Origin of the sequence: Streptococcus sp. 17.1 (genome assembly GCF_016648655.1) — a bacterium.
Taxonomy (GTDB): domain Bacteria; phylum Bacillota; class Bacilli; order Lactobacillales; family Streptococcaceae; genus Streptococcus; species Streptococcus salivarius_E.
Map to the genome: position 1 here is coordinate 105,403 of NZ_JACLQM010000003.1, position 25,330 is coordinate 130,732.

Consider the following 25,330-nt stretch of genomic DNA (forward strand, 5'->3'; position numbering starts at 1 on the left):
ATAATAGTAACAAAAATCTGCCCATTTCGCAACTCTTAACTAGCTCAAGCCAAAGGAATTCCAAAAACTGCTAAAGCTTCCAACTCCTCCTCGGTCAAACGCCGCCAAGCACCAAGTTCTAAATCATTAGGCAGGTATAAAGGTCCCATACTTAGGCGTTGTAACTCTGTCACTTCCTTACCACAAGCAGCTACCATACGCTTAACCTGATGGAATTTCCCTTCAGCAATGGTAATCTGAACCAGGCTAGTCCCAGTAGCCCTATCTACTGATAGAATCTCTAGTTTAGCCGGTTGGCAAGTATGGTCTTTGAGTTCAATCCCTTTTTCAAAAGCCAGGATATCCTCCTGATTCATGATACCATCCACCTTAGCCTGATAAATCTTATCAACATGTTTCTTGGGAGATAACATTGCATGAGCTAAATCGCCATTATTGGTCAAAAGCAGGAGACCGTGAGTATCAATATCCAAACGTCCAACAGGAAAGACCTGCTTATGTCTAGCTGTATCATCCAGTAAATCAAGCACTGTCTTGTGACGAGCATCCTCCGTCGCTGAAATGACACCCTGAGGCTTATTTAAAAGATAGTAAACAAAGGTCTCGTGTGTTAATGCTTGACCTTGAAAAGCAATCTGGTCTTGATTCTCATCAATCTGAGTCTTAGGTGATGTCTCCACCTGACCATTTACGGTCACTTGCTTCTTTTTGAGAAAGGTCTTGACTTGACTGCGACTACCAACACCACAATCAACCAAAAACTTATCCAGACGCATCTATACTTCCTCCTTTATTGGAATCCAAACTTCCATCTCATAATCTTCAGCCTGACGATTCCCTGGTGGATAAACCTCTACAGTTGGCTGATTAATCATTTCAAAATGTTTCTTAGCATAATGAAAACTCTCCCAAACAGCTGCTGTTGCAGGCCCATTAAGTTTAAAAACCGCATAAGTAGCTGGTGCAAGAGCAATCATTTCCATACTATCATCCTCACCAGCCAAGGCCGTTACATAAGTCTTGCGACTGCCATCATTGATCCGAATACCATAGGTAGGAACAGCCAAATCATCTTGTTCTGCCAAAAAGGGTACCCAAAGAAAGTCTGTTGGCTTACCTAGTTCCTCGCCCTCAAAAACCATCCCTGAAAAACTCAAAAATCCCTTTCGAACAACCTTCACATCATAACGAACGGTTACTAAATCTAGCTTTTGAATCACCTTTTTCAGTTTTGTCAGTTCAACTGGAACCTCATCCGCTAGGACATAGGAAATCTTTTCTACAAATGCTTCTTTTTCAGCATTACCAGAACCTATAGGAACCAAAACCCAATCTTCTGCTGTAACACTTTGGTCTTCACAAAGGTAGGTAAAGTGCTTTCCTCCTTCGTTAAAAGACACATCAGCTAAACGAAAAAGGGGCTCAGGCAAATCGACAACCACCATTTCAAGCCCCTTTGCTTGAAACAAGAGCTCTTGATCCCTTAAACGCACTTTCATAGCCAAGCTATCACTATCAATAGAAAAGCTGTTAGCCGAGTCCATTACAGACTGAAAGAAGGCCTGGTGTAACCCTGAAAAAGTCCAGACAGCATGCCAACGACACATCATCTCGTAATCATCAATGGTCACAAGAAGAGAGAGCTCCTGCTGGTCTGACGCATAAGAATAGGCTTGAACGCTCAATTGGTCTGGTGTCAGGTAGTCATTAACAAAGACCGCAAAGTCATCCATGGTTTGAAAATCTGACATAAACGCTCCTTTTCTATTCCTCGACCGAGCCTGTCACATACATGGTAAACGTAGCCCTTGTAAGAATTTTCTCTTCCTGATTAGTAATAACAACTTCCACCACCTTAGTCGTCTTACCATTATGAACACATAGTCCTTCAATCTTGAGTTGGTCAGACAAATGCCCTGCCTTGAGGTAATTGATATTAGACTGAAGCGTCACTGCATAGTCGCCTGTTGAAATGGCCACAAGCCCTGCAACCTGATCACAAAGCGTAAACAAATACCCTCCGTGAGCATTACCAAAATAATTCAGGGACTTCTCAACCACCTTAGTTGTCACGATGACATGTCCCGTTTCAAATAGTTCTTCTTGAAAATTCTCAAACACACGGATTTCATGTAGTTTGTCTTGCATAGCAAGCCCTCCTATTGTTGCTCATTCCACACCTAGTGAAATGATACGTCTTTATCTACTAGTATAACACGAAGTTCATAAAGGATAATAAGCTTATTTGGCTAAGCTAATATCAACCTGAATATCTTCACGAAAAAGCTTCTTCACTCGGCAAAAATTATCCACAAAAGCCAAGAGTTCTTGCTCATTTTCCAAAATCAGATTCTCAGGTAAATGAATGGCAAGGGTGAAATGCCCTTCTTCATAGTTGGAATCAACTTGAATAGCAAGCTCCTCGATTCCCTGATACTTGGCAAAATAACTCTGTAGACACATGGTCACACAGGAAGCCAAGGCAATATTCACCAAGCTCATCGGTGTTTCCCCATCATCCGTGTAGCCAAAAAGTTCCACAGGTGCTCCATAACCCTCTGAAAGCGAATGGAAACGTTTGTCACCTTTAATTGTTGTTTGATACATCATGTCACCTCAATCTTTTTTTATTATTATAACAAAGAGAGCCTTAAGGACCGAGCTGAACGCTTTGAAATATCTATCAAAAGAAGAAAAAGCGTAAGAGCTTTTAGCTCTTATTTTTCAATAGATTAGCCTTGTACAACACTGGCATTACTAAGGGATTACAGTTGAGTAAAAGCGACTGGAAGCGCTTTTAAAATTATGGTAATTCATTTAAAATGAATTTACTAAGAAAAAAGGGAGACTATTATGAAAACATTTTCTAAATTAACTTTAGCCTCTGTCTCAGTTCTTGCCTTGTTGACCTTAGTAGCATGTGGCAACTCTAAAGACAAAACTGACTCGTCATCTTCAACACCATCATCAAGTAAGGTGACCAAAAAATCTTCTTCAACTGATTCAAGTGCTTCAGTAAAAGTCAACAAAGACGGATCAACTGAGGTCAGCGACGGAAACGGTAACTCAGCAAAAACAAACGGCAATAATACCGTCGAAGCCAACGATAGCGAAGGTAACAGCGCAACAGTTGGTCAAGATGGCTCAGTCGAAGTTAATAGCCAAGACGGTACAAATGTCAAAGTTGGTTCAGACGGAACTGTCTCAATTGGTAACTAATAAGATAAGATAAGATAAGATAAGATAAGATAAGATAGGCTAGCTAATCTGCTAGTCTATTTTTTAGGTTTAGATTGATGTAAACGCTTCCTGAAAGTGCTATAATAGGCGTGGAAATCCAAATTCAGGAGGTGAGATAATGAAGAATAAAATTATCTTAGGATGCTTGGCTGCAGCGACCTGTGAGATTCTCTTTGGGCTCAGTTTTATCTTTACCAAATCTATTACAGCACAGGTCAGTGACCTGGCTTTAATCTCTTGGCGCTTTGTCACCGCCTTCCTTTTTATCAACCTCTATTTCCTATTCAGCCGACGTCGGCTAAAAATTAATGGTAGAAATCTCAAACCACTGACACGTATTGCCATTCTCAATCCGATTATCTATTTTATCTGCGAAACGATTGGCATTCGTATGACGACAGCTTCTGAAAGCGGAGCCTTCCTAGCCTGTATCCCAGTCGTTGCCCTTATCATGTCTAGCCTTATTTTAAAAGAATGGCCTAGCCGTTGGCAGGTGGTCGGTGTCATCACAACCCTCATCGGTATCATCATAGCTGTCTTTGCTGCTGGCGGTTCTACCCACTTCTCCCTTGTAGGCTATTTGATTCTAGGTCTAGCAGTCGTCTCCTACTCCCTGTATTGCGTTGATGTCGAAAGAGCCAGTCAATTTAGTAGCCTTGAGATTACCTATTTTATGCTTGCCAGTGGTTGCCTGACATTTGGACTCTTCGCACTCAGCCAAGGCTTTCTAGCAGGCGATTTGAAAGAGCTCTTACTTCTCCCTGTGAGCAATCCAAAATTCACTATCACCATCCTTTATCAAGGCTTGGGATGCAGTGTTCTGGGCTATCTGCTATCAAATTTTGCCATCGCAAATATCGGAGTTAACCGAACAGCATCCTTTATTGGGATTTCGACCATTATCTCAATTCTAGCTGCTGTTGTCGTCTTAGGAGAACCCTTCTCGCAGCTACAAATTTTTGCAGGCATTTTAGTCGTCCTGGGCGTCTATGTGGCCAATAAAACCTAAAACTCTCGGGAATTAATCTTCCGAGAGTTTTTTAGTCTTAATCAAGCTCTGTTTGAATCAAAACGACGAGTTCTTCCTCATTAGGAATACTACTTACCGCAGTCGGCACAGGTAAATCCTTATCTCCATAGCCCTTTATAATATGTGATAAAAACACAGATGCTTTCGTCATGGCAAGAGGCAAAGAATCTGCCCTAATGCTACGACCAAAGTCAGGAAAACTAATTTGATAACCTTCCTCAATCGTGTGAAAAATCGCCGGATATTCGTATAACATGTCTCTTCCCTCATTTCAATACTAGACTCCTCTATGATAGGATGAGTTGGAAAAGAAGTCAACCAAAAATCGATATATTGGGAAGCGAAACCATTCGAAACAATACAGCAAAGTTAAAATAAGGCTTGGTCCGTATTCAACTTGAGAAAGTGGCACCGATTCGGTGCTTTTTTGATGCACAAAGAGTCCCTTGGAATCATCCAAAGGACTCTTTTTATATTTACTATTTCTTAACCTTATCCAAAATCTCGATTACCTTATACAAATCTGGTTCTGTGATTTGGTAGGGAGCTTGTTCACGAACAATTGGTTTGGCACAAAAGGCGATACCAATGCCAGCTGTCTTAATCATAGGCAAATCATTGGCACCGTCACCCATAGCAATGGTTTGCGAGAGTTCGAGACCATTTTCTGCTGCCCAATCTTTGAGTTTAGCTACCTTGACATCTTTGGTGACAATCTCACCATAAACCTTACCAGTTAAGACGCCATCAATTACCTCTAGGTGATTGGCCTTTACATAATCGATCCCTGCTTCAGCTGCCAGTCTATCCACAGTCTCATGGAAGCCTCCAGAAACCAAGCCTACCTTAAAGCCACGGGCGTGAAGTTCATCCACAAGTTCCTTGGCTCCCTTGTTGAAATGAATACGAGCATAGACCTTATCAAATATACTCTCTGGCAATCCCTTGAGGGTCGCTACACGCTCATTTAAGGCCTGTCTAAAATCCAATTCTCCACGCATGGCACGCTCTGTGATTTCAGCAACTTCTTGACCAACGCCTGCTTCTTCTCCCAATAAATCGATAACTTCTTCTTGGACTAGGGTTGAATCTACGTCCATAACCAATAAACCTTTAACTTCTGACATAATTACCTCGATTCTTTGATACCTTTATAAGACTTTACCAAATCTATTAAAAATATGAAATGACAAACGGATCTTACAAAAAATTCTGGACCTTAGCCCAGAATCTTTCACTTACATACGAATTTGTTCGCGAGTCTTTTCGTAAGATGATACAAAACGATCTGTCACACCTGGTTCAACTGTTTCCAAGGCGTAAGAGATTTCTTCCAAAGATGCATCATAATCATGATCAACTTCAAACAATTTAAGCGCATGCTCAAAGCTACTTTGAACAGCAGGTTCGAACGAACGGTAGCGGTTTGAGTATTGCAAGAGTTGCTCAGTCAAGGTTGCATTTTGAACAACCAAGTAGGCAGTCTCTTCCAAATGATCAATGGCATTTTTAGATGTTTCTGTCAAACGCATTACCGCATCGATATTGATACGTCCACGGCTGAGTTCATCCATAAGGGCCTCAATTTGAGCACTTGTTGAGAAGAAGACACTCAAGAAGGATTGAGGAATACCTGGAAGGTTACGTTTTTCCATGTAACGCTTGATAACATGCAATTTATTAACATAAACATCAAGTTCTTCACGTGCCTTAGCTTCGTTTTTCTCAATAGCCTGAAGATTTTCAAAAACCTCAACCTGACCGTTTTCAACAGCAGACAAAGTGTTAAGACTCTTTTCAAAGATCTTTTCAAGTTCTGAGAAAGGTTTCACCTGAGTTTCAAAGTTTTCAAGGGTTGGAAGCACAGCTGTCTCCACACCTGAGATATCAGATGCAAAGCTACGTACATCTGCTGCATAGGTTTCATCGAAGATATAAGTCAACATGAGACGCTCAAGCTCTTCTTGAAGTTTCTTGTTGTTTTCTTTAGCATGCTTAAGATAATCTGGCAAAATTTTCTTTTGACGCATAACAACCTTGTATGATGCAATTTCACGTTCGAAAATGCTATATAAGTTGTCAATTTTTTCTTGAATCTCAGCGTTTTCTTCTTCCGCACGGTCCAAATCAAGAGAAACCAACTCACTTGAGTTTGAACGGATAGCTTCGCGAATTTCTTGGAAGCGACGTTCGATATTTTTTTCAGGGAAGTGATAATTTTGCTCAATCAACTTGCGGTAGCCAGACTCCAAATCATCCAACTGATCTGGGAAATCATCTTCCAACTTAGCTACAATAGCAGGAATCTTCTCTGAAATTTGACCCAATGCGATGGTGTGCTCTTCTGCACGATCCAAGATGCTTGAGGCCTCAACAGGGTCACCTGATGAGTTAAGCGTCACGAATTCTGCAAATTCAGCTTCAATGTTTTTAAGCTGTTTATTGATTTCGGTCATGGTAGAACCGAAATTATCAGAGTTTTCCTCGATTGAGTTTTGCAACTCTTCGTACAAGTCTAGTGCATGCTTAACACGAGCACTATTCTTTTCTTCTTGTTCTTTCAAGGTTGAGAGCGCCTCGCGGATAGACTTGATGTCTTCTTCCACAAGATCCAACTGACTCTCAATATTATTGATTTCACCACTAGCCTTGAAGAAATGGAAGGTATCGTTCATATTTTCAGCTTCAAAAATATGATTTTCAATATCTGCGAATGAATTTGTTGAGATATCTATCCATTTCTGGTTCCATTCACGGAAGGTTGTTTGACTTTGTCCAATCAAGTGAAGCTTTTTGACTTCTTCAATCTCTTCATTAACTGGCAAGTCAAACAATTTTTGCTTGCGTTCTTCAAGCTCTGCAATCCGCGAATCATTTCGTTTTCTAATAAGAATACCGACTAAGTAAGCGATAATTACGAGCATAACTACCACTACAATCAGTAAAACAATTCCGCTAGACATAGTTTCTCCTTAATCGTCTATTATGTTCATAAATGTAGAATAACATTACGATTATATCATAGTTATCCTAGCATTGCACCCTTTTCTAAAAGAATATTAGATATCTAGAGTACTGTAAACGGCATTTTCTTCGATAAATTCGCGGCGAGGTTCAACCTTGTCTCCCATCAACATATCGAAAATCTTATCTGCTTCTGCAGCATCATCCACAGAAACACGTGCCATCAAACGATTTTCAGGGTCCATGGTTGTTTCCCAAAGTTGGTGGTCATCCATTTCACCCAAACCTTTATAACGTTGTACCGTAGGTTTTGAACGTCCCACACTATACTTTTCAAGAGCAGCACGCAATTTGTCTTCTTGATCGGCACCAGGTTGGATATATTCTTTAATCTCAGAACCAACCTTAACCCCATAAATTGGTGGTTGAGCGATGTAGACATAGCCTGCTTCCAAGACTGGACGCATAAAGCGGTAAATCAAAGTCAGAAGCAAGGTACGGATGTGAGCCCCATCGACATCGGCATCGGTCATGATGACCAACTTGTGATAACGTGCCTTACTGACATCAAATTCAGCTCCAAAACCTGTTCCCATTGCTGTGAAGAGAGAACGAATTTCTTCATTGGCTAGAATCTTATCCATGCTAGCCTTTTCAACGTTCAAAATCTTACCTCGAATTGGCAGAATAGCTTGGAATTCACGGTTACGACCTGACTTAGCAGAACCACCGGCTGAGTCCCCTTCGACGATGAAAAGTTCATTCATTTCAGCATTATTTGATGAACAGTCTGCCAACTTCCCTGGAAGGTTAGAAATTTCAAGACCTGACTTCTTACGTGTCACTTCACGGGCACGCTTAGCGGCGATACGAGCCTTAGAAGCCAAAATCCCTTTTTCAACAATCTTCTTAGCAATGGCAGGATTTTCCAAGAGGAAGCGACTTAGAGCCTCACTGAAGAGGCGATTGGTAATCTTAACCACTTCAGAGTTTCCAAGCTTGGTCTTGGTTTGACCTTCAAACTGAGGGTTTGGATGCTTGACAGAGATGATAGCAGTCAAACCTTCACGAACATCATCCCCAGTCAAATTATCATCTTTTTCTTTGAGAATCTTATTCTGACGCGCATAGTCATTAATGACACGCGTTAAGGCTGTACGGAAACCTTGTTCGTGGGTACCACCTTCATGGGTGTGAATGTTGTTAGCAAAACTCATCACCGTTTCATGATAGCCAGTCGTGTATTGCATAGCAACTTCAACCGAAATACCATCCATCTCACCATCAGTGTAGATAGGTTCATCAAAGATAACATCCTTGTTTTCATTGATGTATTTCACATAAGATGTGATACCACCTTCGTAGTGATAATGTTTCTCTTGTTCGAGACCCTCACGCTTATCTGTGATAGAGATACGGAGCCCCTTGTTCAAAAAGGCTAGCTCTTGGATACGTTTAGCCAATTTTCCAAAATCAAACTCGGTTGTCTCTTGGAAAATCTCTGGGTCTGGCGTAAAGTGAACAGTCGTACCATGTTTCTCTGTTTCACCAATTACTGCTAGATCTGCCACCACGACCCCACGTTTATACTCTTGGAAGTGGATATGGCCATTTTTATAAACCTTAACATCAAGTTGTGTTGAGAGGGCATTAACGACCGAAGAACCAACCCCGTGCAATCCACCAGAGACCTTATAACCGCCTCCGCCAAATTTACCACCAGCGTGAAGTACCGTAAAGACAGTTTCAACTGCAGGACGGCCTGTTTTCTCTTGGATATCGACTGGAATACCACGACCATCATCGACAACCGTGATAGAATTGTCCGGCTCAATAAAGACCTGAATATGAGTGGCGAAACCAGCCAAGGCCTCATCAATTGAGTTATCGACAATCTCCCATACCAAATGATGCAACCCTTCTTTTGAGGTTGATCCAATATACATACCTGGGCGCATACGTACCGCTTCAAGCCCCTCTAGGACTTGAATCTGGCTGGCATCATATTCTTGCGCTTTTTCTTCAAGATTTTTTAATTCATCAGTCATTTATGTCACAATCTCCAATAATGATTTATGGCCATCAACAAGCAAGGTATCCAGACCTGCTGCTTTTCCTGCCTCTATATCTATCTGGCGGTCACCAATGACCAAGCCGTGTTTAATATCGTATTTGTTAATTAAATAAAGGAAACTATCTGGACTCGGCTTTCTAGCAAAGCCATTTTCAGAAGTTACAACCTCTGTAAAATAAGAGGCAATTTCTGCTTTATCAAGGATTTCTAGCACCAAGTGATTACGGTGGCTAACCAAAAAATTACGCCCACCCTCAGCCACAATCTTAGCTAGGACAGTCTTAGCACCTTCAAAAAAAACAGGTTCCTGTAAATGCTTGGCTTCCTCTTGCTTATATAGGGTTCGAAAATCAGCTATATCAGGCGCAAACATAGCAATGGCAGTGCTCGTTGATACCTTAAGGGCATCATAGACTGCTTGAGGTTCTGCTGTACGCTCAAATTGTTCTAAAGTTGCTAGAAAGGCTTGGGTTGATACCTGGTAATTATCCAACAAGGTACCACCCAAATCCCAGATATAATCTCCATAATTCATAACCTTAATTATAACATAAAAGGTCAGATTTTGCTTGTTTTTCACAGCTAAAAAGGCTTGGAAAACCTATCCAAACCTTAATTTTTTATTTCAGAATCAAACTTGCCACAATAGGACTAATAAAGACATATAGAATCCCTGTTACAGCGATTGAAAGTCCGCCCATAGCACCTGCAACCTGACCATATCTGAAGGCAGTTCCAGTACCTACAGCGTGTCCGGTCCCTCCGAGTGAAAGTCCGATAGCAACTGGATCCTTAATGCCAATCATTTTTAAAAAGACAGGACCCAAGACAGAGGTTAAGATACCCGTAATAACAACGACAACCAAGGTTACTGTCGTAATCCCCTGCATTTTTTCCGAAATTCCTACAGCCATGGCAGTCGTTACAGACTTAGGAAAGAGAGAGATGGCTAGGAAATAATCCATCCCAAAAAGCTTAGCAATCAAGGCCGTATAACTCGTATTTAAAACACAGGCAACAGTTGATCCAATTAGAATACTCTTATAGTGATGGCGCATGAGGTGTAGATTTTTATAAAAAGGAACTGCTAGCGCGACTGTTGAAGGTATAATCAAACTGTTAAGATAAGAGCCACCTACATAGTAATCCTTGTAGGAAATACCTGTATAGTGCAAAATGACGATAATCAAGGCAGTCGATACAAGAAGAGGCGTTGTCAAAGGATTAGGAAAACGGCGATAAATCAAAAGCCCTATTGTGTAAGCTAGTACAGAAAGTGTTAGCCCAAACAAGGGTGTATTAAAAAAATTAGCCACGTTTAACCTCCTCGTAATCACCTTCAAAATGTTTTTTGATGAAACCGACAACTACTGCAATTACTACAATATTAAGAACCAAGGCTCCCATAATAATCAAAATAATAGGGACAATATTCGCTGAAATAGCATTCCATCGTTCCATAATACCGACACCTGCTGGCAAAAATAGAATAGTCATATTGGCAATCAAAAACTCTGCTACTGCATGAATATGACGTAGACGAATCCACTTAAGCTGAAGAGCAATAAGAAGCAAGAATAAACCAATAATGCTTCCAGGAATAGGTAATTTGAAGAATGTTGAAATAGCTTCACCAATAACGGCAAACAAACAAATCAACATGAATTGAACGTAGTATTTCACGACTTGCCTCCTAGGTTTAATCACCTATTAGTCTACTCCTTTTTTTTTGAATTTCAAGAGTTTTCAGTAAATTCTTTTGAAAAATTGAGAGGTATAAATCAGCCTCTTTGAACATAAAAAAATCCAACCCTAAGGCTGGACTTTATCACAGATGCCACCACCGAGAATTGAACTCGGAACGGAGCATTACCATTGCTCTATTATACCATTTAACTATAGCGGCAACTGTTTTAATCTTACCATACTTCTATTTACTGTGGCAAGATTTTTTGCTTATTTTTTATAAATTTAAGTCTTGGTAAGGGGTACGGTAACCAACCTGTAAAACCTTACCATCTTTAATCAAGATAGGACGTTTAATCAACATACCATCTGAAGCCAAGAATTCAACAGCTTCATCAAGAGATAGGGTTGGCAACTTATCCTTTAGACCTAGAGAGCGGTAGGATTGACCACTCGTATTGAAGAATTTCTTAAGTTCTAAATCTGACCCTACCAAAAGCTCTTTTAAAAATTGAGCCGAAGGTGGATTTTCCTTAATATTAATAGATTCAACATCTAAACCTAACTGGTTAAGTTCTGCTTTCGCCTTACGGCAAGTGCTACATTTGGGATATTCATAAAAAGTGTACATGTTTTTCTCCTTTTTTCTAGCATAAGCTATCTCTCTGGGACTGTCAAACCTGATGTCTTCTAAACGCAATAGAAAACACTTGGCTTCTTCTCCTGCTGCATAATTACCTATCTGTCCACTGCTAGGTAAGACACGATGACAAGGGACCAGAATCAACCAAGGATTTTTACCAACAGCGGTTCCCACAGCCTGTGCGGATTTGCAGGAGATTTGCTGGCTAATCTGTCCATAGCTAATAGTCCGTCCATAAGGTATCTCCCCTAAAACTGACCAGACTTTTTGTTGAAAATCTGTCCCCCTATCAGCTAGAGGGAGGATATCTGGACTTGGATTATCCCCCTTAAAATAAGCCTCTAACCAATTCTTGGTTATTTTCAAGATAGAATTTGAGGTGTCTACTAGCTCCTCTTCCTTGATCCCTGCCTGAAAATGTTTTTGCCCTTCCAACCAAACACCATAAAGCGCTTGGTCACTTGCCACCAAGCACAAGCGTCCAATAGGAGATAAATAATACTGACGATAAAGCATGTCTTTATTATAACAAAAAAGACAGGAATCTCTTGTTCCTGCCAGTTTAACTCTTATTTTTTGCCTTTAATCAAACGCACACGTACGATATTGTCGCTAGCCTCAAACTTAGCAACCAATTCATCAATCTTTTCCTTATCGGTTTCATCAAGGTCAAGAAGCGTGTAGGCGTAATCACCCTTAGAACGGTTGATGATATTATCAATATTGATATTAAAATCAGAAACCGCAGTAGAGATACGAGCCACAATATTAGGCACGTTTTTATTAATCAAGGTGATACGGTATGGAGCACTCAAGGCCTGTTGCACACGTGGGAAGTTAACAGAGTTAACAATTTCACCTGTTTCCATAAAGCGACGGATAGTTTGACCTGCCATAATCGCACAGTTAAGTTCTGCTTCACCTGTTGAACCACCAACGTGTGGGAAGACTGTTACATTAGGTTTGTTAAGTAGGTCTTCTGTACCAAAGTCAGTGATATAACGTTTAACCACACCTGTTTCCAAAGCATCAAAGAGAGCATCATTATCTACCAACTCTGCACGGGCAAAGTTAATGATAGTTGTGCCTTTTTGCATGAGATTGAAGGCATCCGCATTGAAAGTCCCCTTCGTATCAGGTGTCAATGGGACGTGAACAGTGATGTAGTCACAGTTTTCAAAAATCTCTTTAAGATCAGAAACACGTTTTACATGGTGAGAGATATTCCAGGCAGCTTCAATAGAAACATATGGGTCGTAACCATAGACCTTCATTCCCAAACGGTAAGCATAATTGGCAATACGTGCACCAATCGCACCAAGCCCGATAACACCCAATGTCTTACCAGTAATCTCGCTACCTGCAAACTGTTTCTTACCTGCTTCAATTTGTTTAGGAACATCATCACCACTAAGTGTGTTAACCCAAGCATTGGCCGCAATATAGTCACGTGCTGAGAGTAAGATAGAGGCCAAAACAGCTTCTTTAACAGCGTTAGCATTGGCACCTGGAGTATTGAAGACAACAATTCCTTTTTCAGTTGCTTCGTCAACTGGGATATTGTTAGTACCTGCACCAGCACGCGCAATAGCTTTCAAGTTGTCAGGAAAAACAGTGTCATGGAGATTTTGACTACGAATGATATAGGCATCCGGATTTTTCGCTAAATCACCATCAATTTGGAAATGATTTCCAAGTTCCTTCAAACCAATCTGGTTAATATTGTTATACGTTTTTACACTAAATACCATAATTTTATTCCTCTTAAATCAATGTATCCCGTGGTGAGCTGCTTCATCAAGTTCTTGATAAAAGGCCTTCTCTCGCTTAGTTTTGATTTTCTGATAAGCAAGACGTTCACCATCAATAGGAACCTTGCCACAATAGACATAGCCAAGCTTCTCCAAAATATGCTGCATGACAGTATTCTTTTCATGCGTATCGCAACGGAAATCATGAGCATCAGTCCCCTCAATAAGACCTTGAATGAAGGTTTGAGCAATACCCTGGCCCGAAAATTCACTTAAAACGGCGATTCTATGAAAAGTAATGTAGCGCTTATTGTGGTGTTTCCAGTCCCCGTCATAGATTTTGTCGTAAGCAGGGTCTCCATCAACAATCACCGCAGCATAAGAAACGATTTGACCATCAACAATTCCTACATAGGCCTGCCCATTAAGGACATCGTCAAAGATAGTTTCTTCAGTAGGGTAACCATCAGCTCCTTGCCATTGGGTACTCCCCGCTTCTGCTAAAGCAGTTCTAGCACTCTCAATCACAGTCATGATAGCCCCAATTTCATTTGGGAAGGCTTGTCTAATTTCCATCTCTTTACCTAATCATTTATTTTCGGCTTCAAATTTCTTCATAAAGTCAATCAAGTCAAGTACACCCTGACGTGGGAATGCATTATAAACACTAGCACGCATACCACCTACTGAACGGTGTCCTTTGATATTCTTGAAACCAAGAGCATCTGCTTCTGCTACAAATTTAGCATCCAACTCTTTACTTGGTGTTACAAATGGGATATTGCAGACAGAACGATTCTTGGCATCTTTGACAGGATTTGTGTAGAAATCAGATGATTCAATATAATCGTAGAGAAGACCTGATTTCTCACGTTGAATTTCAGCCATCTTGTCCACGCCACCAATTTCATTTTTAACCCAGTCAAAGACGAGTTTTGAAATATAGATGTTGAAACATGGTGGTGTATTGTAAAGTGATCCTGCTTCAGCTTGAATACGGTAATCCAACATGGCAGACAATTGTGGTTGGTCGTTAAGGAAGTCTTCACGAACGATAACCACTGTCACCCCAGCAGGTCCAATATTTTTCTGAGCACCAGCATAGATAAGGGCAAAGTCCTCAACATTGTAACGAGCAGCCAAAATATTTGAAGACATATCAGCTACAATTGGCACACCATTAGTATCAGGCAAATCGTAGATAGATGTTCCTTCAATGGTATTGTTCGTTGTCAAGTGAACATAAGCAGCTTCTGGATCAATTGTTGCTGGGTCAAAGCTTGGGATGTGATCGTAAACAGTTTCTTCTGAAGAGGCCAAAAGAATTGGTTCAAAAGGAATAGTTTTTGAAAGTTTAACAGCTTCTGTATAAGCTTTTTTACCCCATGAACCACCTACAAGGTAGTAAGCTTTCTTACCTTGAGCGAGGTTAAGTGGGACCATTGTAAATTGTGTCGAAGCGCCACCTTGCAAGAAAATAACCTTATAGTTATCAGGAATGGCCATAAGCTCACGAAGTGTCGCTTCCGCATCTTTAACGATTTTGTCAAATTCTGGAGAACGGTGGGACATTTCTAGCACGGACATACCGGAATCTTGATAGTTAAGCAATTCAGCTTGGGCTTTTTCAAGCACTGGTTTTGGTAATGTAGCAGGTCCTGCTGAGAAATTATAAATTGTCATAAAGACACCTCCAAAATTTTAATGGTCCTATTATAGCGAATTTTCTGAATATTGTAAAGTGTTAACAGTAAAAAACGAACGGGATTAACCGCTCGCCTCAAAAAAGTTAGGTATTTTATGTATATTTTCATCAGTAATTGATTTTAGTATCCGTTTATTTTTGCTTAAGAAAATAGGCTGCCCCAATTAGATTAGCTCCATTATGATGATGACAAGCAACAATCTCGGGACGTTTAATAATTTTACCGATAAAGTCAATCTCATGGTGAACCTTATCAAACTGGCGGTTGACCTCCTCGATAAGAATCGGCTGGGCTGAAATGCCACCTCCAATAACAAAGGTTTCCATATCAAAGATAGTTTGAAGATTCAAAATGGTAATGGCTAGGTTACGGCAATAGCTTTCAAAAAGCGGATAGACTGTTTTATCTCCTTCATTTATGGCCTTAAATGCGGCTAAACCATCCTTTAAATCTGAGTTACCTAGCACTTCATTTACCTTGGTAATTAAACCGACAGCCGACAAAGTCATGCCTCGCATCAATGAAGGATCAACTTTTTCCATTTGAACTGGTAACAGAAAGGTCAACTCACCCGCTTGAAAATGACTTCCTTGAAAAAGTTTACCATTAATAATAAATCCACCACCTAGACCTGAACCCAAAACAAGAGCTGCACCATTGGCCACTCCTTGCAAATGACCTGTAGCTAGCTCTGCCAAGGCCGCTGCTTTACCATCATTAAGAGCCATCACAGGCAGATGGTACTTGGCTTCGAGGACCTCTTTAATACGAAAGCCGTGGAAGAACCTCAATAAGCCACCATGATAAATCACACCTTCCTCAGTATCAACCGTCCCTGGAACACTAATTGCTATACCTGATAAGTCTACTTCAACTGAAGTAACTATCTGATCAATCACGTCAATAGCTTGTTCTAAGTTTTGTGGGGATGACTGCGTCGGCAGACTCTTTTCAATGGCGAACTGCTCCGAAACAAGTGCTGACTTCACCTGTGTTCCCCCAAAATCAATCGCTAAAATCGTCATAAGCATCCTCCACAGATTGTTTTTCGTCATTATAACACAAAAGAGCAAAAACTAGAAAAAACGGTTCCAAAATGCTATCATAAACTTACAGAATTAGATAAAAGGAGTTATCTCACATGACTAAATTTCTACACACTTGTGTCCGTGTCAAGGACCTAGAAGCCTCACTTAAATTCTATAAAGAAGCTCTTGGTTTCAAAGAAGCTCGTCGCAATGATTTTCCAGAATATAAGTTCACCCTTGTCTACTTGCAACTCGAAGATGATCCTGATTACGAGTTGGAATTAACCTACAACTACGACCATGAAGCTTATGATCTCGGAGATGGATACGGGCATATCGCCGTTGGTGTTGATGACCTAGAAGCTACACACCAAGCTCACAAAGAGGCTGGCTATACTGTCACAGACCTCTCAGGTCTTCCTGGTAAACCAAAAATGTACTACTTTATCACTGATCCAGATGGCTATAAGATTGAAGTTATTCGTTTGACGCAATTCCTAGAAAAATAAAACAAAAAAAGTCAGATTGTATAGATCTGGCTTCTTTTTGTGCTTAATTTTTATTATCTGTCTTTAAGGCTGACAAAATTTGGGTACGAATATCATCCACACCGTTTGGATTATTTGGTAGGAATAAGGTTTGATTGCCTTTAGCCGCAAAAGTATTAAGGGTATCTAGATATTGGTTAGTCAAGAGAATAGACATAATCTGCTCTTCAGACATACCCACATTGGCCTCTTTAAGTTCTGCGATAGATTCAGCCAATCCATCAACGATTGCCTTACGTTGTTGGGCAATACCGACCCCGTGAAGACGATCTTTTTCAGCTTCGGCTTCAGCTGCTGTAACAATCTTGATCTTATCAGCTTCTGCCAATTCTTGAGCTGCGACACGCTTACGTTGGGCAGCATTGATTTCGTTCATAGACTGTTTAACTTCAGCATCTGGTTCAACTTTGGTAATCAAAGTCTTAACAATGATATACCCATAAGTTGTCATTTCTTCAGCCACTTGGTGTTGAACCTCAAGGGCAATTTCATCTTTCTTCTCAAAGAGTTCATCGAGCGTCAATTTAGGAACTGATGAACGGAGAGCATCCTCAATGTATGATTTAATTTGAGCTTCTGGACGCATGAGTTTATAGTAAGCATCTGTAACATTTTGCTCATTAACACGATATTGAGTAGCCACATTCATCATGACAAAGACATTATCCTTTGTCTTAGTCTCAACCACAATCTCACTTTGAAGCAAACGTAATTGAATACGAGCGGCAATTTTATCGATACCAAATGGTAAACGCATATGAATCCCACTCGTTGCAATTTTTTGATAACGTCCAAAACGTTCAACGATAGCCACTGACTGTTGACGTACAACGTAAAGCATACTAATGAGAATTCCCAAAATAATCAGGAAGGAAAACAGTAAAAAGAGAAGTGCTGCTTGCATGTTAAGTCCTCCAAAATAAACATTAAAAATTTCTTTGCTTTATTATAGCACAGCAATACAATTTTTCAAGAAAAATAGTATGGCTCATTTGAAATAGTGTAAAAGAGACACTTTCTTTATCGCTTATGTGTTAGCACTCCTGAAAACTTGGAAACTCCTGTTAGTCGAGAAATTTGTCCGCAATAGGCGAGACTTTTCGATGTAAGAAAAAGGCTGAAACGATTGCGTTTCAGCCTCTTAGTATTTTCGAAAATAAAATCGTTGGAAGAATCATTCTAGATGGCATCTAAAACTCAAATCTCAAAAGACTTATTTACGATACATCTTGACTTGAAGGTAAATATCGTTATAGATTCCTAGCCATTTTTGTCCCAAGTTGTTATAGACTTCAAGGTTTTTAATGGTTGATTCTGAGGGATAAAAGGCTTTATCATCAGTGATACTCTTTGGAAGCAAGGCTTTAGCTGCTTGGTTAGGTGTGGCATAACCGATATATTCAGCATTTTTGGCTGCATTTTCTGGTTTAAGCATGAAATTGATAAAGGCATAGGCCTCTTTTTCATGCTTTACAGTCTTAGGAATCACCAGATTATCAAACCAAAGATTTGAGCCTTCAGATGGGACAACATAACGTAGGTCCTCATTTTTATCAAGCATCTCACTAGCTTCCCCTGAGAAGGTTACTCCAATGGCCGCATCACCTTGAACCATGTAGCCCTTCATCTCGTCACCAACAATAGCCTTGATATTTGGTGTTAGACTATTAAGTTTAGTTTCAGCCAAACGTAATTCAGTCATGTTCTTCGTATTCAAGCTATATCCCAGGCTATTCAGTGAGAAACCAAGGACTTCACGCGCGCCATCCACAAGCATAATCTGATTTTTGTAATCTGGTGACCAAAGATCATCCCAGTGCTGTGGTGCTTTTTTCACCAATTTTGTATTATAAACAATGCCGACAGTTCCCCAGAAATAAGGGATGGAATAGTCATTGTGAGGGTCAAAACTAAGTCCTTTAAAGCTTGAGCCAATCTGGTCAAAACCTTTGATTTTAGATTTATCCAACTTCACCAAAAGGTCTTCCTTAACCATTTTATCAATAGTATAGTCTGACGGCACAGCGATATCGTAGGTTGTTCCGCCCTGCTTAATCTTGGTATACATGGCTTCATTGGAATCAAAGGTTTCGTACTGAACCTTGATGCCCGTTTCTTTTGTAAACTTGGTCAGGAGGTCTGGGTCAATATAATCACCCCAGTTATAGATAACTAATTTGTCCGACACATTTCCTGTACGACTCTGCATGTAGGCAGAGATGCCCCAAAGGAAGAAGATAATGGCTAAAATACCTGCCAGAAATTGATAGAGTCTACGCATCCTGCTCCTCCTTCTCCTTGGTAATCGCATAATAACCTATAACTAAAAGAATAGAGAATAGGAAAACAACAGTTGACAAGGCATTAATTTCCAGAGAAATCCCCTTACGTGCACGTGAGTAAATTTCCACAGCAAGTGTTGAAAAACCATTCCCCGTTACAAAGAAGGTTACGGCAAAGTCATCCAATGAATAGGTAAAGGCCATGAAATAACCAGCAATAATACCAGGTGTCAAGTATGGCAACATAACCTCTCGTAACATCTGCCATTGAGTTGCACCTAGGTCATAAGCGGCATTCACCATATCTCGATTCATTTCCTTAAGGCGTGGCAACACCATGAGAACCACGATTGGGATTGAAAAGGCAATGTGACTCAATAAGACAGATACAAAGCCTAGTTGGAAACCAATCAAGGTGAAGAGAATCAAGAAACTAGCACCAATCATGACGTCCGGTGCAACCATGAGCACGTTATTTAGAGATAAAATCCCAGTCTGTTGCTTTTGTTTACTCTCGTAGATAAAGATAGACCCAAAGGTACCAATAATCGTTGCCAGAAGAGCGCTAAGGAAAGCTAAAAAGAAGGTTTGAGCCAGGATTAACATAAGTCGGCTATCTGAAAACATGCTCTGATAGTTATCCAGAGTAAAACCTGTGAAACTATTCATATCGCCACCACTATTGAAAGAATAGGCGATTAAATAAAAGATTGGCAGGTAAAGGATAACAAAGACAAGAGCTAAATAGAGATTTGCAAATTTTTTCATTGACGTCTCTCCTTTGTTAACCACATTGTCGCAATCATAGCAACAATAAGAACAACACCAATGGTTGCCCCCATTCCCCAGTTTTGTGTCGTGAGGAAGTGCTGTTCGATAGCTGTCCCTAGGGTGATAACTCGGTTACCACCAATCAAGCGTGTCAGCATAAAGAGGCTGAGACTAGGAATGAAGACCGACTGGACACCAGAGCGTACCCCATTAAGCGATAAGGGAAAAATAACCTTGGTAAAGGTCTGCCAATCATTGGCTCCCAAATCTTTACTTGCATTCACAATATTTTCATCCAAATCATCCAGTGCATTGAAAATCGGTAGAATCATAAAAGGAATTTCAATGTAGCTAGCTACGAAAATAAAGGAGAAGTCCGTAAAGAGGATTTGCATGGGTGCAATCCCAAAGAAACCAAGAAAGGCATTGATACCACCTTGTTGGCCAAAAATCCCCATAAAAGCATAGGCTTTCAGAAGGAGATTGACCCAGGTTGGCAAAATGACCAACATTAACCAAAGTTGCTTATGCTTCAGTCTGGTTAAGAGATATGCCGTCGGATAAGAGATAAGGAGAGTTACTAGAGTAATGATGGCTGCATAAAGAACCGAGTTAAAACTCATCCTTAAGTAAGTCCAACTGGAAAAGAAGGTGCCATAATTATCCAATGTAAAGTTGCCACTGATATCAAAGAAAGACTGATAGAGTAGCATGAGCACTGGAGCAACCACGAAGAGTAGGAGCCAAAGGAGGTAAGGTACCGAGAAGAGGCTAGCTGTTTTCTTCATAGCGCTCCTCCTCAATGGCATTAATCAAGCCATCTTCATGTTCTTCCACTTCCACATATTCTTCAATACGTGCATCGAACTCTTCTTCTGTCTCATTAAGACGCATGATATGAATATCCTCAGGCGTAAAATCAAGACCGATAATCTCACCCTCAATCGCCTTACGGGTTGAATGAATCATCCATTCATTGCCAAGATTGTCATAGGCAATGATTTCATAGTGGACCCCACGGAAGAGCTGAGTTTCCACGCGAACTTGCAATTTACCTTCCTCAGGAAGTGTAATCTGCAAATCTTCAGGACGAATAACCACTTCGACAGGTTCGTTAGGACGCATTCCTCCATCGACAGATTCAAAACGTTTCCCATTGAACTCAACCAAATAGTCCTCAATCATAACACCTGGGAGGATGTTAGATTCTCCAATAAAGGTTGCAACAAAGTGATTAATAGGTTCGTCATAGATATCAACCGGAGTTCCTGATTGAACAATTTCACCATCGTTCATAACAAAAATCCAATCCGACATGGCCAAGGCTTCTTCTTGGTCGTGGGTAACAAAGACAAAGGTAATCCCTAGACGTTGCTGCAATTCGCGCAACTCGTATTGCATTTCAGTACGTAGCTTCAAATCTAGTGCTGACAAGGGCTCATCCAAAAGGACCACACGTGGTTGGTTAATAATCGCACGGGCAATGGCCACACGTTGACGTTGACCACCTGATAATTTTTGAATTGAGCGTTTTTGATAACCATTGAGTTGAACCATCTTTAAGGCTTCTTCTACACGCTCTTCGATTTCCTTTTTAGGCACCTTTTTCAATTCAAGGGCAAAAGCCACATTGTCAAAGACATTCATATGTGGAAAGAGGGCATAAGATTGGAAAACGGTGTGGACATCCCTTTTATTGATAGGAATATCATTGATACGCTTTCCATCCAAAAGGACGTCACCACTGGTCGCATCTAAGAGACCTGCAATGATGTTCAAAATTGTTGATTTACCAGAACCAGAAGCCCCAAGTAGGGTATAGAACTTACCTTCTTCTAGTTCAAAGTTGATGTCTTTTAAAACTTGTGTGCCACTGTCTTCAAACACTTTTGAGACGTTTCGAAAGGCAATAATCGGATTAGTCAATTGTCATAAATCCTCCATGGATAGCAAATATAGGGATAGGGTTTTATTAGTTTAATTTGTCGCCAATGATACGTACTTCAGGCTCTAGTGTAACACCTGAATTTTCCTTAACTTTGGCGATAACATCTGCAATAAGGTCTTCGTAATCTTTAGCTGTCCCGTGATCAACATTGACCATGAAACCAGCATGCTTAGTTGACACCTCAACGCCGCCGATACGATGTCCCTTGAGGTTAGCTTCCATAATCAGCTGACCTGCAAAGTGACCTGGTGGGCGTTTAAAGACCGAACCACATGAAGGGTATTCAAGAGGTTGTTTAAGCTCTCGCAAGTGATTAAGACGGTTCATCTCATTCTTGATTTGCTCGTAGTCTCCTGGTTTGAGGTTAAATTTAGCTGAAATAACCACTTCTCCTGTTTCTTGGAGCACTGAACGACGATAACCAAAGCGCATATCTCTTGCGTCAATCGTACGAATATCACCGTCTTTTGTAAGAACCTGAGCAGAAACCAAGATATGGGCAATCTCGCCACCATAGGCACCAGCATTCATAAAGACGGCACCACCAACACTACCTGGAATCCCCGCTGCAAATTCAAAACCTGTCAAACTTTGGAAACGGGCTACCTTGGTTGTCGCAATCAAGTTAGCTCCCGCTTCAGCTTCAATTTGATAACCATTAACTGCGATACCATTGAGCCTGTCAAACATAATCACAAAACCTCTGATACCACCGTCACGAACAATCAAGTTACTGGCATTACCAAGCACCATCCAAGGAATGTCATGCTTATTAGCAAATTTGACAATACGAGAGAGTTCATAGCGGTTACGTGGAAAGGCCAAATAATCAGCTGGACCACCAACCTTGGTATATGTATAACGTTTTAAGGGTTCGTCGAAACGAATATCAATCCCCACTAAATCTTCTTTAAGTTTATCTAACATGTTATTTTCCATACTTTTTCTATACATTGATTCCTTTATAGGTATCGTGATAGACTTCCCCATATTACTATCACTACCTATAAATGAGTTAGTATTTTTCCCTAAAAATTAAAAGAAAAATACAGCAAAAAGCCAAGTTTAATTATAGCAAAAATTCCCCATCTTGACGACAAGGAATTTCACGCAAAGCTAGTCCATAAGCTCCAATTTACGGACATCACTAGTGTTTAATTGACTCAAATAATTTTTGTAGGCTTGGCCAGTTTTAGGATCAACCAAATCATCTGCTATTTCTACTAAGGGCACCAGAACAAAAGCTCTCTGACTCATATATGGGTGAGGCACTTTAAGGTGCTCAGTCTCCCAGATTTCCTGCCCATATAGAAGAATATCTATATCTACCGTCCGAGGCCCCCAATGTTCATGACGAACGCGATCAAGGTCTTTTTCAATTTGCTGACATGACCTTAGTAAGGTCTCTGCTGGCAACTTCGTCTCTAAAGCCAAGGCAAGATTCAAAAAATCAGCCTGATCTGTCAGTCCCCAAGCAGCCGTTTCATAATAAGAGGATACCGCTTTAACCTCCGTCTCAGGTAAGTCATTCAAGGCCTTCACAGCTTTTTGAAGATAGCCTTGACGGTCTCCCATATTAGATCCCAAACTCAAATAAACTCTTGTCATCGGCTACGCTCCAATTCGATACCAACACTCTTATAATGCCCATTAATTGGTGGATTTTCCTTGGTAATTCGAACTTTAATAGATTGAATTGGTGGAAATTGTGCAAATAAATCCTCACAAATCACACCAGCCAAACGCTCAATCAAAATATACTTTTTATCTTCCACTTGTTTTTGCACGGCTTCAAAAACCAAACCATAGTGAACCGTATCTTCTAGATTGTCACTTTGTGATGCCTTGGTCAAATCGACAGCCAATTCCAAATCTACCACAAAAATTTGCCCTAGGGTCTGTTCCTCAGCAAAAGCCCCGTGATAGCCATAAAAACGGCAACCATTTAAAATAATTTTATCCATAATTTCTCCTTCAGACGACTAGACTCCTCTTTATTCTAGCACAAAACAGTTGAAAAGTTGGACTCTTATTAGTATGATATTTTAGACAGATCTGAAGTTATTGTGTTTACGCTTATGCAATCGGTTGCGTAATTCTTCTGATTTGGTAAAATATAGGCACAGGAGTTTAAAAAACTCCTAATTATAAGCAAGACTATCTCAACTAATAAGGAAAAAAACTATGACAAATCAAACCGCAATGCAGTACTTTGAGTGGTATCTCCCAAGCGACGGTCAACACTGGAACAATTTGGCTGAAGATGCCCAACATTTGGCAGACCTAGGCATCAGCCACGTTTGGATGCCACCTGCTTTTAAGGCTACAAACAAAGATGACGTTGGTTACGGTGTCTACGACCTCTTTGACCTTGGGGAGTTCGACCAAAAAGGAACTGTTCGCACCAAATATGGCCTCAAAGAAGAGTATCTCAATGCTATCAGCCAACTCAAAGAAGTTGGTATCGTACCTATGGCCGACGTTGTGCTTAACCACAAGGCAGCAGCTGATAAACTCGAGACCTTCGAAGTGGTCGAAGTTGACCCAGAGGACCGTACCCAAGAGATCAGCGAACCATTTGAGATCGAAGGTTGGACACACTTCACCTTTGACGGACGCAATAAGGCCTACAACGATTTTGAATGGCACTGGTACCACTTTAACGGAACTGACTTCGATGCCAAACGTAATAAAAGTGGCATCTATCTTATCCAAGGTGACAACAAAGGTTGGGCAGACAACGACTTGGTTGACAATGAGAATGGTAACTTTGACTACCTTATGTATGCTAACCTAGACTATAAACACCCTGAAGTTATTGAAAACATTTACGAATGGGCAGATTGGTTCGTTGAAACAACAGGTGTTCAAGGATTCCGCATGGATGCAATCAAGCACATCGATTCATTCTTCATGCGTAACTTTATCCGTGATGTCAAAGAAAAACAAGGGCAGGATTTCTATGTCTTTGGTGAATTTTGGAATGGTAACGAAGAGGATAACAATACCTATCTTGAAAAGATTGAAAAACGTTTTGACCTCGTTGATGTTCCCCTTCACAACAATCTACACAACGCTAGCAAAGCTGGAGCTGATTATGATTTAACAACAATTTTCGATCATTCTTTGGTCAAAAATCATCCTGAACATGCCGTGACCTTCGTAGACAACCACGACACTCAACGCGGACAAGCTCTAGAATCTACTGTTGAAGAATGGTTTAAACCAGCTGCTTATGCTCTCATTCTTCTCCGTGAAGACGGTCTTCCTTGCCTATTTTATGGTGACTACTATGGCATTGAAGGTGAATTTGCCCAAGAAAATTTCCAAGAGATTCTAGATACCTTGCTCTACGCTCGTAAAGACCTAGCTTACGGAGAGCAAACAGACTACTTTGATGATCCAAACTGTATTGGATGGACACGCTCTGGCAACGAAGATGGCACTCCATTAGCTGTAACAATCTCTAATGATGCTGCTAACAGCAAGTCTATGGAAATTGGTAGTGATTGGGCCGGCCAAACCTTCTATGACATTCTTGGAAACTGCTCTGATACTGTAACCATTGACGAAGACGGATGGGGAGACTTCCCAGTTTCTGAAAAATCTGTCAGCGTTTGGACAATTCAAGACTAAGAAAAAAAAGCTCAATCGAGCTT

Annotated in this window: 28 protein-coding genes, 1 tRNA gene and 1 pseudogene; 4 read left to right on the forward strand and 26 right to left on the reverse strand. The window is 40.6% G+C overall.

Annotated elements, in window-relative coordinates:
* Nucleotides 1-44: 44 nt before the first annotated feature.
* The 4 genes from H7T99_RS03170 to H7T99_RS03185 all read right to left on the reverse strand — a co-directional run bounded on the left by H7T99_RS03170 (nucleotide 45) and on the right by H7T99_RS03185 (nucleotide 2,607).
* Nucleotides 45-776, reverse strand: a complete 732-nt coding sequence (locus tag H7T99_RS03170; protein ID WP_037602892.1) for a pseudouridine synthase — start codon at nucleotides 774-776, stop codon at nucleotides 45-47.
* On the reverse strand, nucleotides 777-1,751 hold the full coding sequence (locus H7T99_RS03175; RefSeq protein WP_037602890.1) for a GyrI-like domain-containing protein: 975 nt from the start codon (nucleotides 1,749-1,751) through the stop codon (nucleotides 777-779).
* 13 nt (nucleotides 1,752-1,764) lie between these two features.
* Nucleotides 1,765-2,148: a PaaI family thioesterase gene (locus H7T99_RS03180; RefSeq protein ID WP_021143776.1), complete on the reverse strand. Its 384-nt coding sequence runs from the start codon at nucleotides 2,146-2,148 to the stop codon at nucleotides 1,765-1,767.
* A gap of 93 nt (nucleotides 2,149-2,241) precedes the next feature.
* Nucleotides 2,242-2,607 carry an OsmC family protein gene (locus H7T99_RS03185; protein WP_002884719.1) on the reverse strand — a complete coding sequence of 122 codons (366 nt, stop codon included), beginning with the start codon at nucleotides 2,605-2,607 and terminating at the stop codon, nucleotides 2,242-2,244.
* A 246-nt stretch (nucleotides 2,608-2,853) separates the two neighbouring features.
* Between H7T99_RS03185 and H7T99_RS03190 the strand changes: the two genes are divergently transcribed.
* Nucleotides 2,854-3,219, forward strand: coding sequence for a hypothetical protein (locus H7T99_RS03190; protein WP_037602887.1), 366 nt, complete (start codon nucleotides 2,854-2,856; stop codon nucleotides 3,217-3,219).
* A gap of 139 nt (nucleotides 3,220-3,358) precedes the next feature.
* Complete coding sequence (locus tag H7T99_RS03195) at nucleotides 3,359-4,249, forward strand: DMT family transporter (protein WP_037602885.1); 891 nt, start codon at nucleotides 3,359-3,361, stop codon at nucleotides 4,247-4,249.
* 37 nt (nucleotides 4,250-4,286) lie between these two features.
* On the opposite strand, the gene H7T99_RS03200 is transcribed toward H7T99_RS03195, so the two are convergent.
* The 14 genes and pseudogenes from H7T99_RS03200 to H7T99_RS03265 all read right to left on the reverse strand — a co-directional run bounded on the left by H7T99_RS03200 (nucleotide 4,287) and on the right by H7T99_RS03265 (nucleotide 16,119).
* Entirely contained in the window at nucleotides 4,287-4,526 is a 240-nt protein-coding gene (locus tag H7T99_RS03200; RefSeq protein WP_037602882.1) for a hypothetical protein, read from the reverse strand.
* Between the two features lie 223 nt (nucleotides 4,527-4,749).
* Nucleotides 4,750-5,397, reverse strand: coding sequence for a phosphoserine phosphatase SerB (gene serB / locus H7T99_RS03205; RefSeq protein ID WP_037602880.1), 648 nt, complete (start codon nucleotides 5,395-5,397; stop codon nucleotides 4,750-4,752).
* 111 nt (nucleotides 5,398-5,508) lie between these two features.
* Nucleotides 5,509-7,233: a septation ring formation regulator EzrA gene (gene ezrA, locus H7T99_RS03210; RefSeq protein ID WP_037602878.1), complete on the reverse strand. Its 1,725-nt coding sequence runs from the start codon at nucleotides 7,231-7,233 to the stop codon at nucleotides 5,509-5,511.
* Nucleotides 7,234-7,329: 96 nt separating this feature from the next.
* Entirely contained in the window at nucleotides 7,330-9,282 is a 1,953-nt protein-coding gene (gyrB, locus tag H7T99_RS03215) for a DNA topoisomerase (ATP-hydrolyzing) subunit B (RefSeq protein ID WP_037601635.1), read from the reverse strand.
* The gene (locus tag H7T99_RS03220; RefSeq protein ID WP_037602875.1) at nucleotides 9,283-9,843 is read right to left on the reverse strand and encodes an HAD-IA family hydrolase; all 561 of its coding nucleotides are present in this window, start codon (nucleotides 9,841-9,843) and stop codon (nucleotides 9,283-9,285) included.
* A gap of 85 nt (nucleotides 9,844-9,928) precedes the next feature.
* Nucleotides 9,929-10,624 carry an LrgB family protein gene (locus tag H7T99_RS03225; protein ID WP_002884772.1) on the reverse strand — a complete coding sequence of 232 codons (696 nt, stop codon included), beginning with the start codon at nucleotides 10,622-10,624 and terminating at the stop codon, nucleotides 9,929-9,931.
* Nucleotides 10,617-10,991: a CidA/LrgA family protein gene (locus H7T99_RS03230; RefSeq protein ID WP_002884266.1), complete on the reverse strand. Its 375-nt coding sequence runs from the start codon at nucleotides 10,989-10,991 to the stop codon at nucleotides 10,617-10,619. Before H7T99_RS03230 ends, H7T99_RS03225 begins: the two co-directional genes overlap by 8 nt.
* A 152-nt stretch (nucleotides 10,992-11,143) precedes the next feature.
* A tRNA-Thr gene (locus H7T99_RS03235) sits at nucleotides 11,144-11,214 on the reverse strand.
* A 57-nt stretch (nucleotides 11,215-11,271) separates the two neighbouring features.
* Entirely contained in the window at nucleotides 11,272-11,625 is a 354-nt protein-coding gene (locus H7T99_RS03240) for an arsenate reductase family protein (protein WP_037602940.1), read from the reverse strand.
* A gap of 42 nt (nucleotides 11,626-11,667) precedes the next feature.
* Nucleotides 11,668-12,153: pseudogene (locus H7T99_RS03245) on the reverse strand (methylated-DNA--[protein]-cysteine S-methyltransferase); the annotation flags it as partial.
* 53 nt (nucleotides 12,154-12,206) lie between these two features.
* Nucleotides 12,207-13,388: a 3-phosphoglycerate dehydrogenase family protein gene (locus tag H7T99_RS03250; RefSeq protein ID WP_037602873.1), complete on the reverse strand. Its 1,182-nt coding sequence runs from the start codon at nucleotides 13,386-13,388 to the stop codon at nucleotides 12,207-12,209.
* A gap of 18 nt (nucleotides 13,389-13,406) precedes the next feature.
* Nucleotides 13,407-13,964: a GNAT family N-acetyltransferase gene (locus H7T99_RS03255; protein WP_037602870.1), complete on the reverse strand. Its 558-nt coding sequence runs from the start codon at nucleotides 13,962-13,964 to the stop codon at nucleotides 13,407-13,409.
* A gap of 12 nt (nucleotides 13,965-13,976) precedes the next feature.
* Entirely contained in the window at nucleotides 13,977-15,071 is a 1,095-nt protein-coding gene (gene serC / locus H7T99_RS03260) for a 3-phosphoserine/phosphohydroxythreonine transaminase (RefSeq protein WP_002884688.1), read from the reverse strand.
* 154 nt (nucleotides 15,072-15,225) lie between these two features.
* Nucleotides 15,226-16,119: an ROK family protein gene (locus tag H7T99_RS03265; protein ID WP_022496813.1), complete on the reverse strand. Its 894-nt coding sequence runs from the start codon at nucleotides 16,117-16,119 to the stop codon at nucleotides 15,226-15,228.
* Nucleotides 16,120-16,235: 116 nt separating this feature from the next.
* Between H7T99_RS03265 and H7T99_RS03270 the strand changes: the two genes are divergently transcribed.
* On the forward strand, nucleotides 16,236-16,631 hold the full coding sequence (locus tag H7T99_RS03270; RefSeq protein WP_002884456.1) for a VOC family protein: 396 nt from the start codon (nucleotides 16,236-16,238) through the stop codon (nucleotides 16,629-16,631).
* A 43-nt stretch (nucleotides 16,632-16,674) separates the two neighbouring features.
* Here H7T99_RS03270 and H7T99_RS03275 read toward each other — a convergent pair whose 3' ends face one another.
* From H7T99_RS03275 to folB, 8 genes are all read right to left on the reverse strand, one after another.
* Nucleotides 16,675-17,574, reverse strand: coding sequence for an SPFH domain-containing protein (locus H7T99_RS03275; RefSeq protein WP_004183097.1), 900 nt, complete (start codon nucleotides 17,572-17,574; stop codon nucleotides 16,675-16,677).
* Between the two features lie 309 nt (nucleotides 17,575-17,883).
* Nucleotides 17,884-18,951, reverse strand: coding sequence for an ABC transporter substrate-binding protein (locus H7T99_RS03280; protein WP_037602867.1), 1,068 nt, complete (start codon nucleotides 18,949-18,951; stop codon nucleotides 17,884-17,886).
* Nucleotides 18,944-19,720 (reverse strand): ABC transporter permease, encoded by a 777-nt coding sequence (locus H7T99_RS03285; RefSeq protein ID WP_002884421.1) that lies wholly within the window; start codon nucleotides 19,718-19,720, stop codon nucleotides 18,944-18,946. The genes H7T99_RS03280 and H7T99_RS03285 overlap by 8 nt, the downstream gene beginning before the upstream one ends.
* Nucleotides 19,717-20,511, reverse strand: coding sequence for an ABC transporter permease (locus H7T99_RS03290; RefSeq protein ID WP_002884253.1), 795 nt, complete (start codon nucleotides 20,509-20,511; stop codon nucleotides 19,717-19,719). The genes H7T99_RS03285 and H7T99_RS03290 overlap by 4 nt, the downstream gene beginning before the upstream one ends.
* Nucleotides 20,495-21,649, reverse strand: coding sequence for an ABC transporter ATP-binding protein (locus H7T99_RS03295; protein WP_037602864.1), 1,155 nt, complete (start codon nucleotides 21,647-21,649; stop codon nucleotides 20,495-20,497). Before H7T99_RS03295 ends, H7T99_RS03290 begins: the two co-directional genes overlap by 17 nt.
* A 46-nt stretch (nucleotides 21,650-21,695) precedes the next feature.
* Nucleotides 21,696-22,598 carry a UDP-N-acetylmuramate dehydrogenase gene (murB, locus tag H7T99_RS03300; RefSeq protein ID WP_037602862.1) on the reverse strand — a complete coding sequence of 301 codons (903 nt, stop codon included), beginning with the start codon at nucleotides 22,596-22,598 and terminating at the stop codon, nucleotides 21,696-21,698.
* A 189-nt stretch (nucleotides 22,599-22,787) separates the two neighbouring features.
* Nucleotides 22,788-23,279 (reverse strand): 2-amino-4-hydroxy-6-hydroxymethyldihydropteridine diphosphokinase, encoded by a 492-nt coding sequence (gene folK / locus H7T99_RS03305; RefSeq protein ID WP_002884240.1) that lies wholly within the window; start codon nucleotides 23,277-23,279, stop codon nucleotides 22,788-22,790.
* Entirely contained in the window at nucleotides 23,276-23,635 is a 360-nt protein-coding gene (folB, locus tag H7T99_RS03310) for a dihydroneopterin aldolase (protein ID WP_002884716.1), read from the reverse strand. The genes folK and folB overlap by 4 nt, the downstream gene beginning before the upstream one ends.
* A 220-nt stretch (nucleotides 23,636-23,855) precedes the next feature.
* On the opposite strand from folB, the gene H7T99_RS03315 reads away from it, so the two are divergent.
* Nucleotides 23,856-25,307: an alpha-amylase gene (locus tag H7T99_RS03315; RefSeq protein WP_022496809.1), complete on the forward strand. Its 1,452-nt coding sequence runs from the start codon at nucleotides 23,856-23,858 to the stop codon at nucleotides 25,305-25,307.
* The last annotated feature ends 23 nt before the right edge of the window (nucleotides 25,308-25,330 follow it).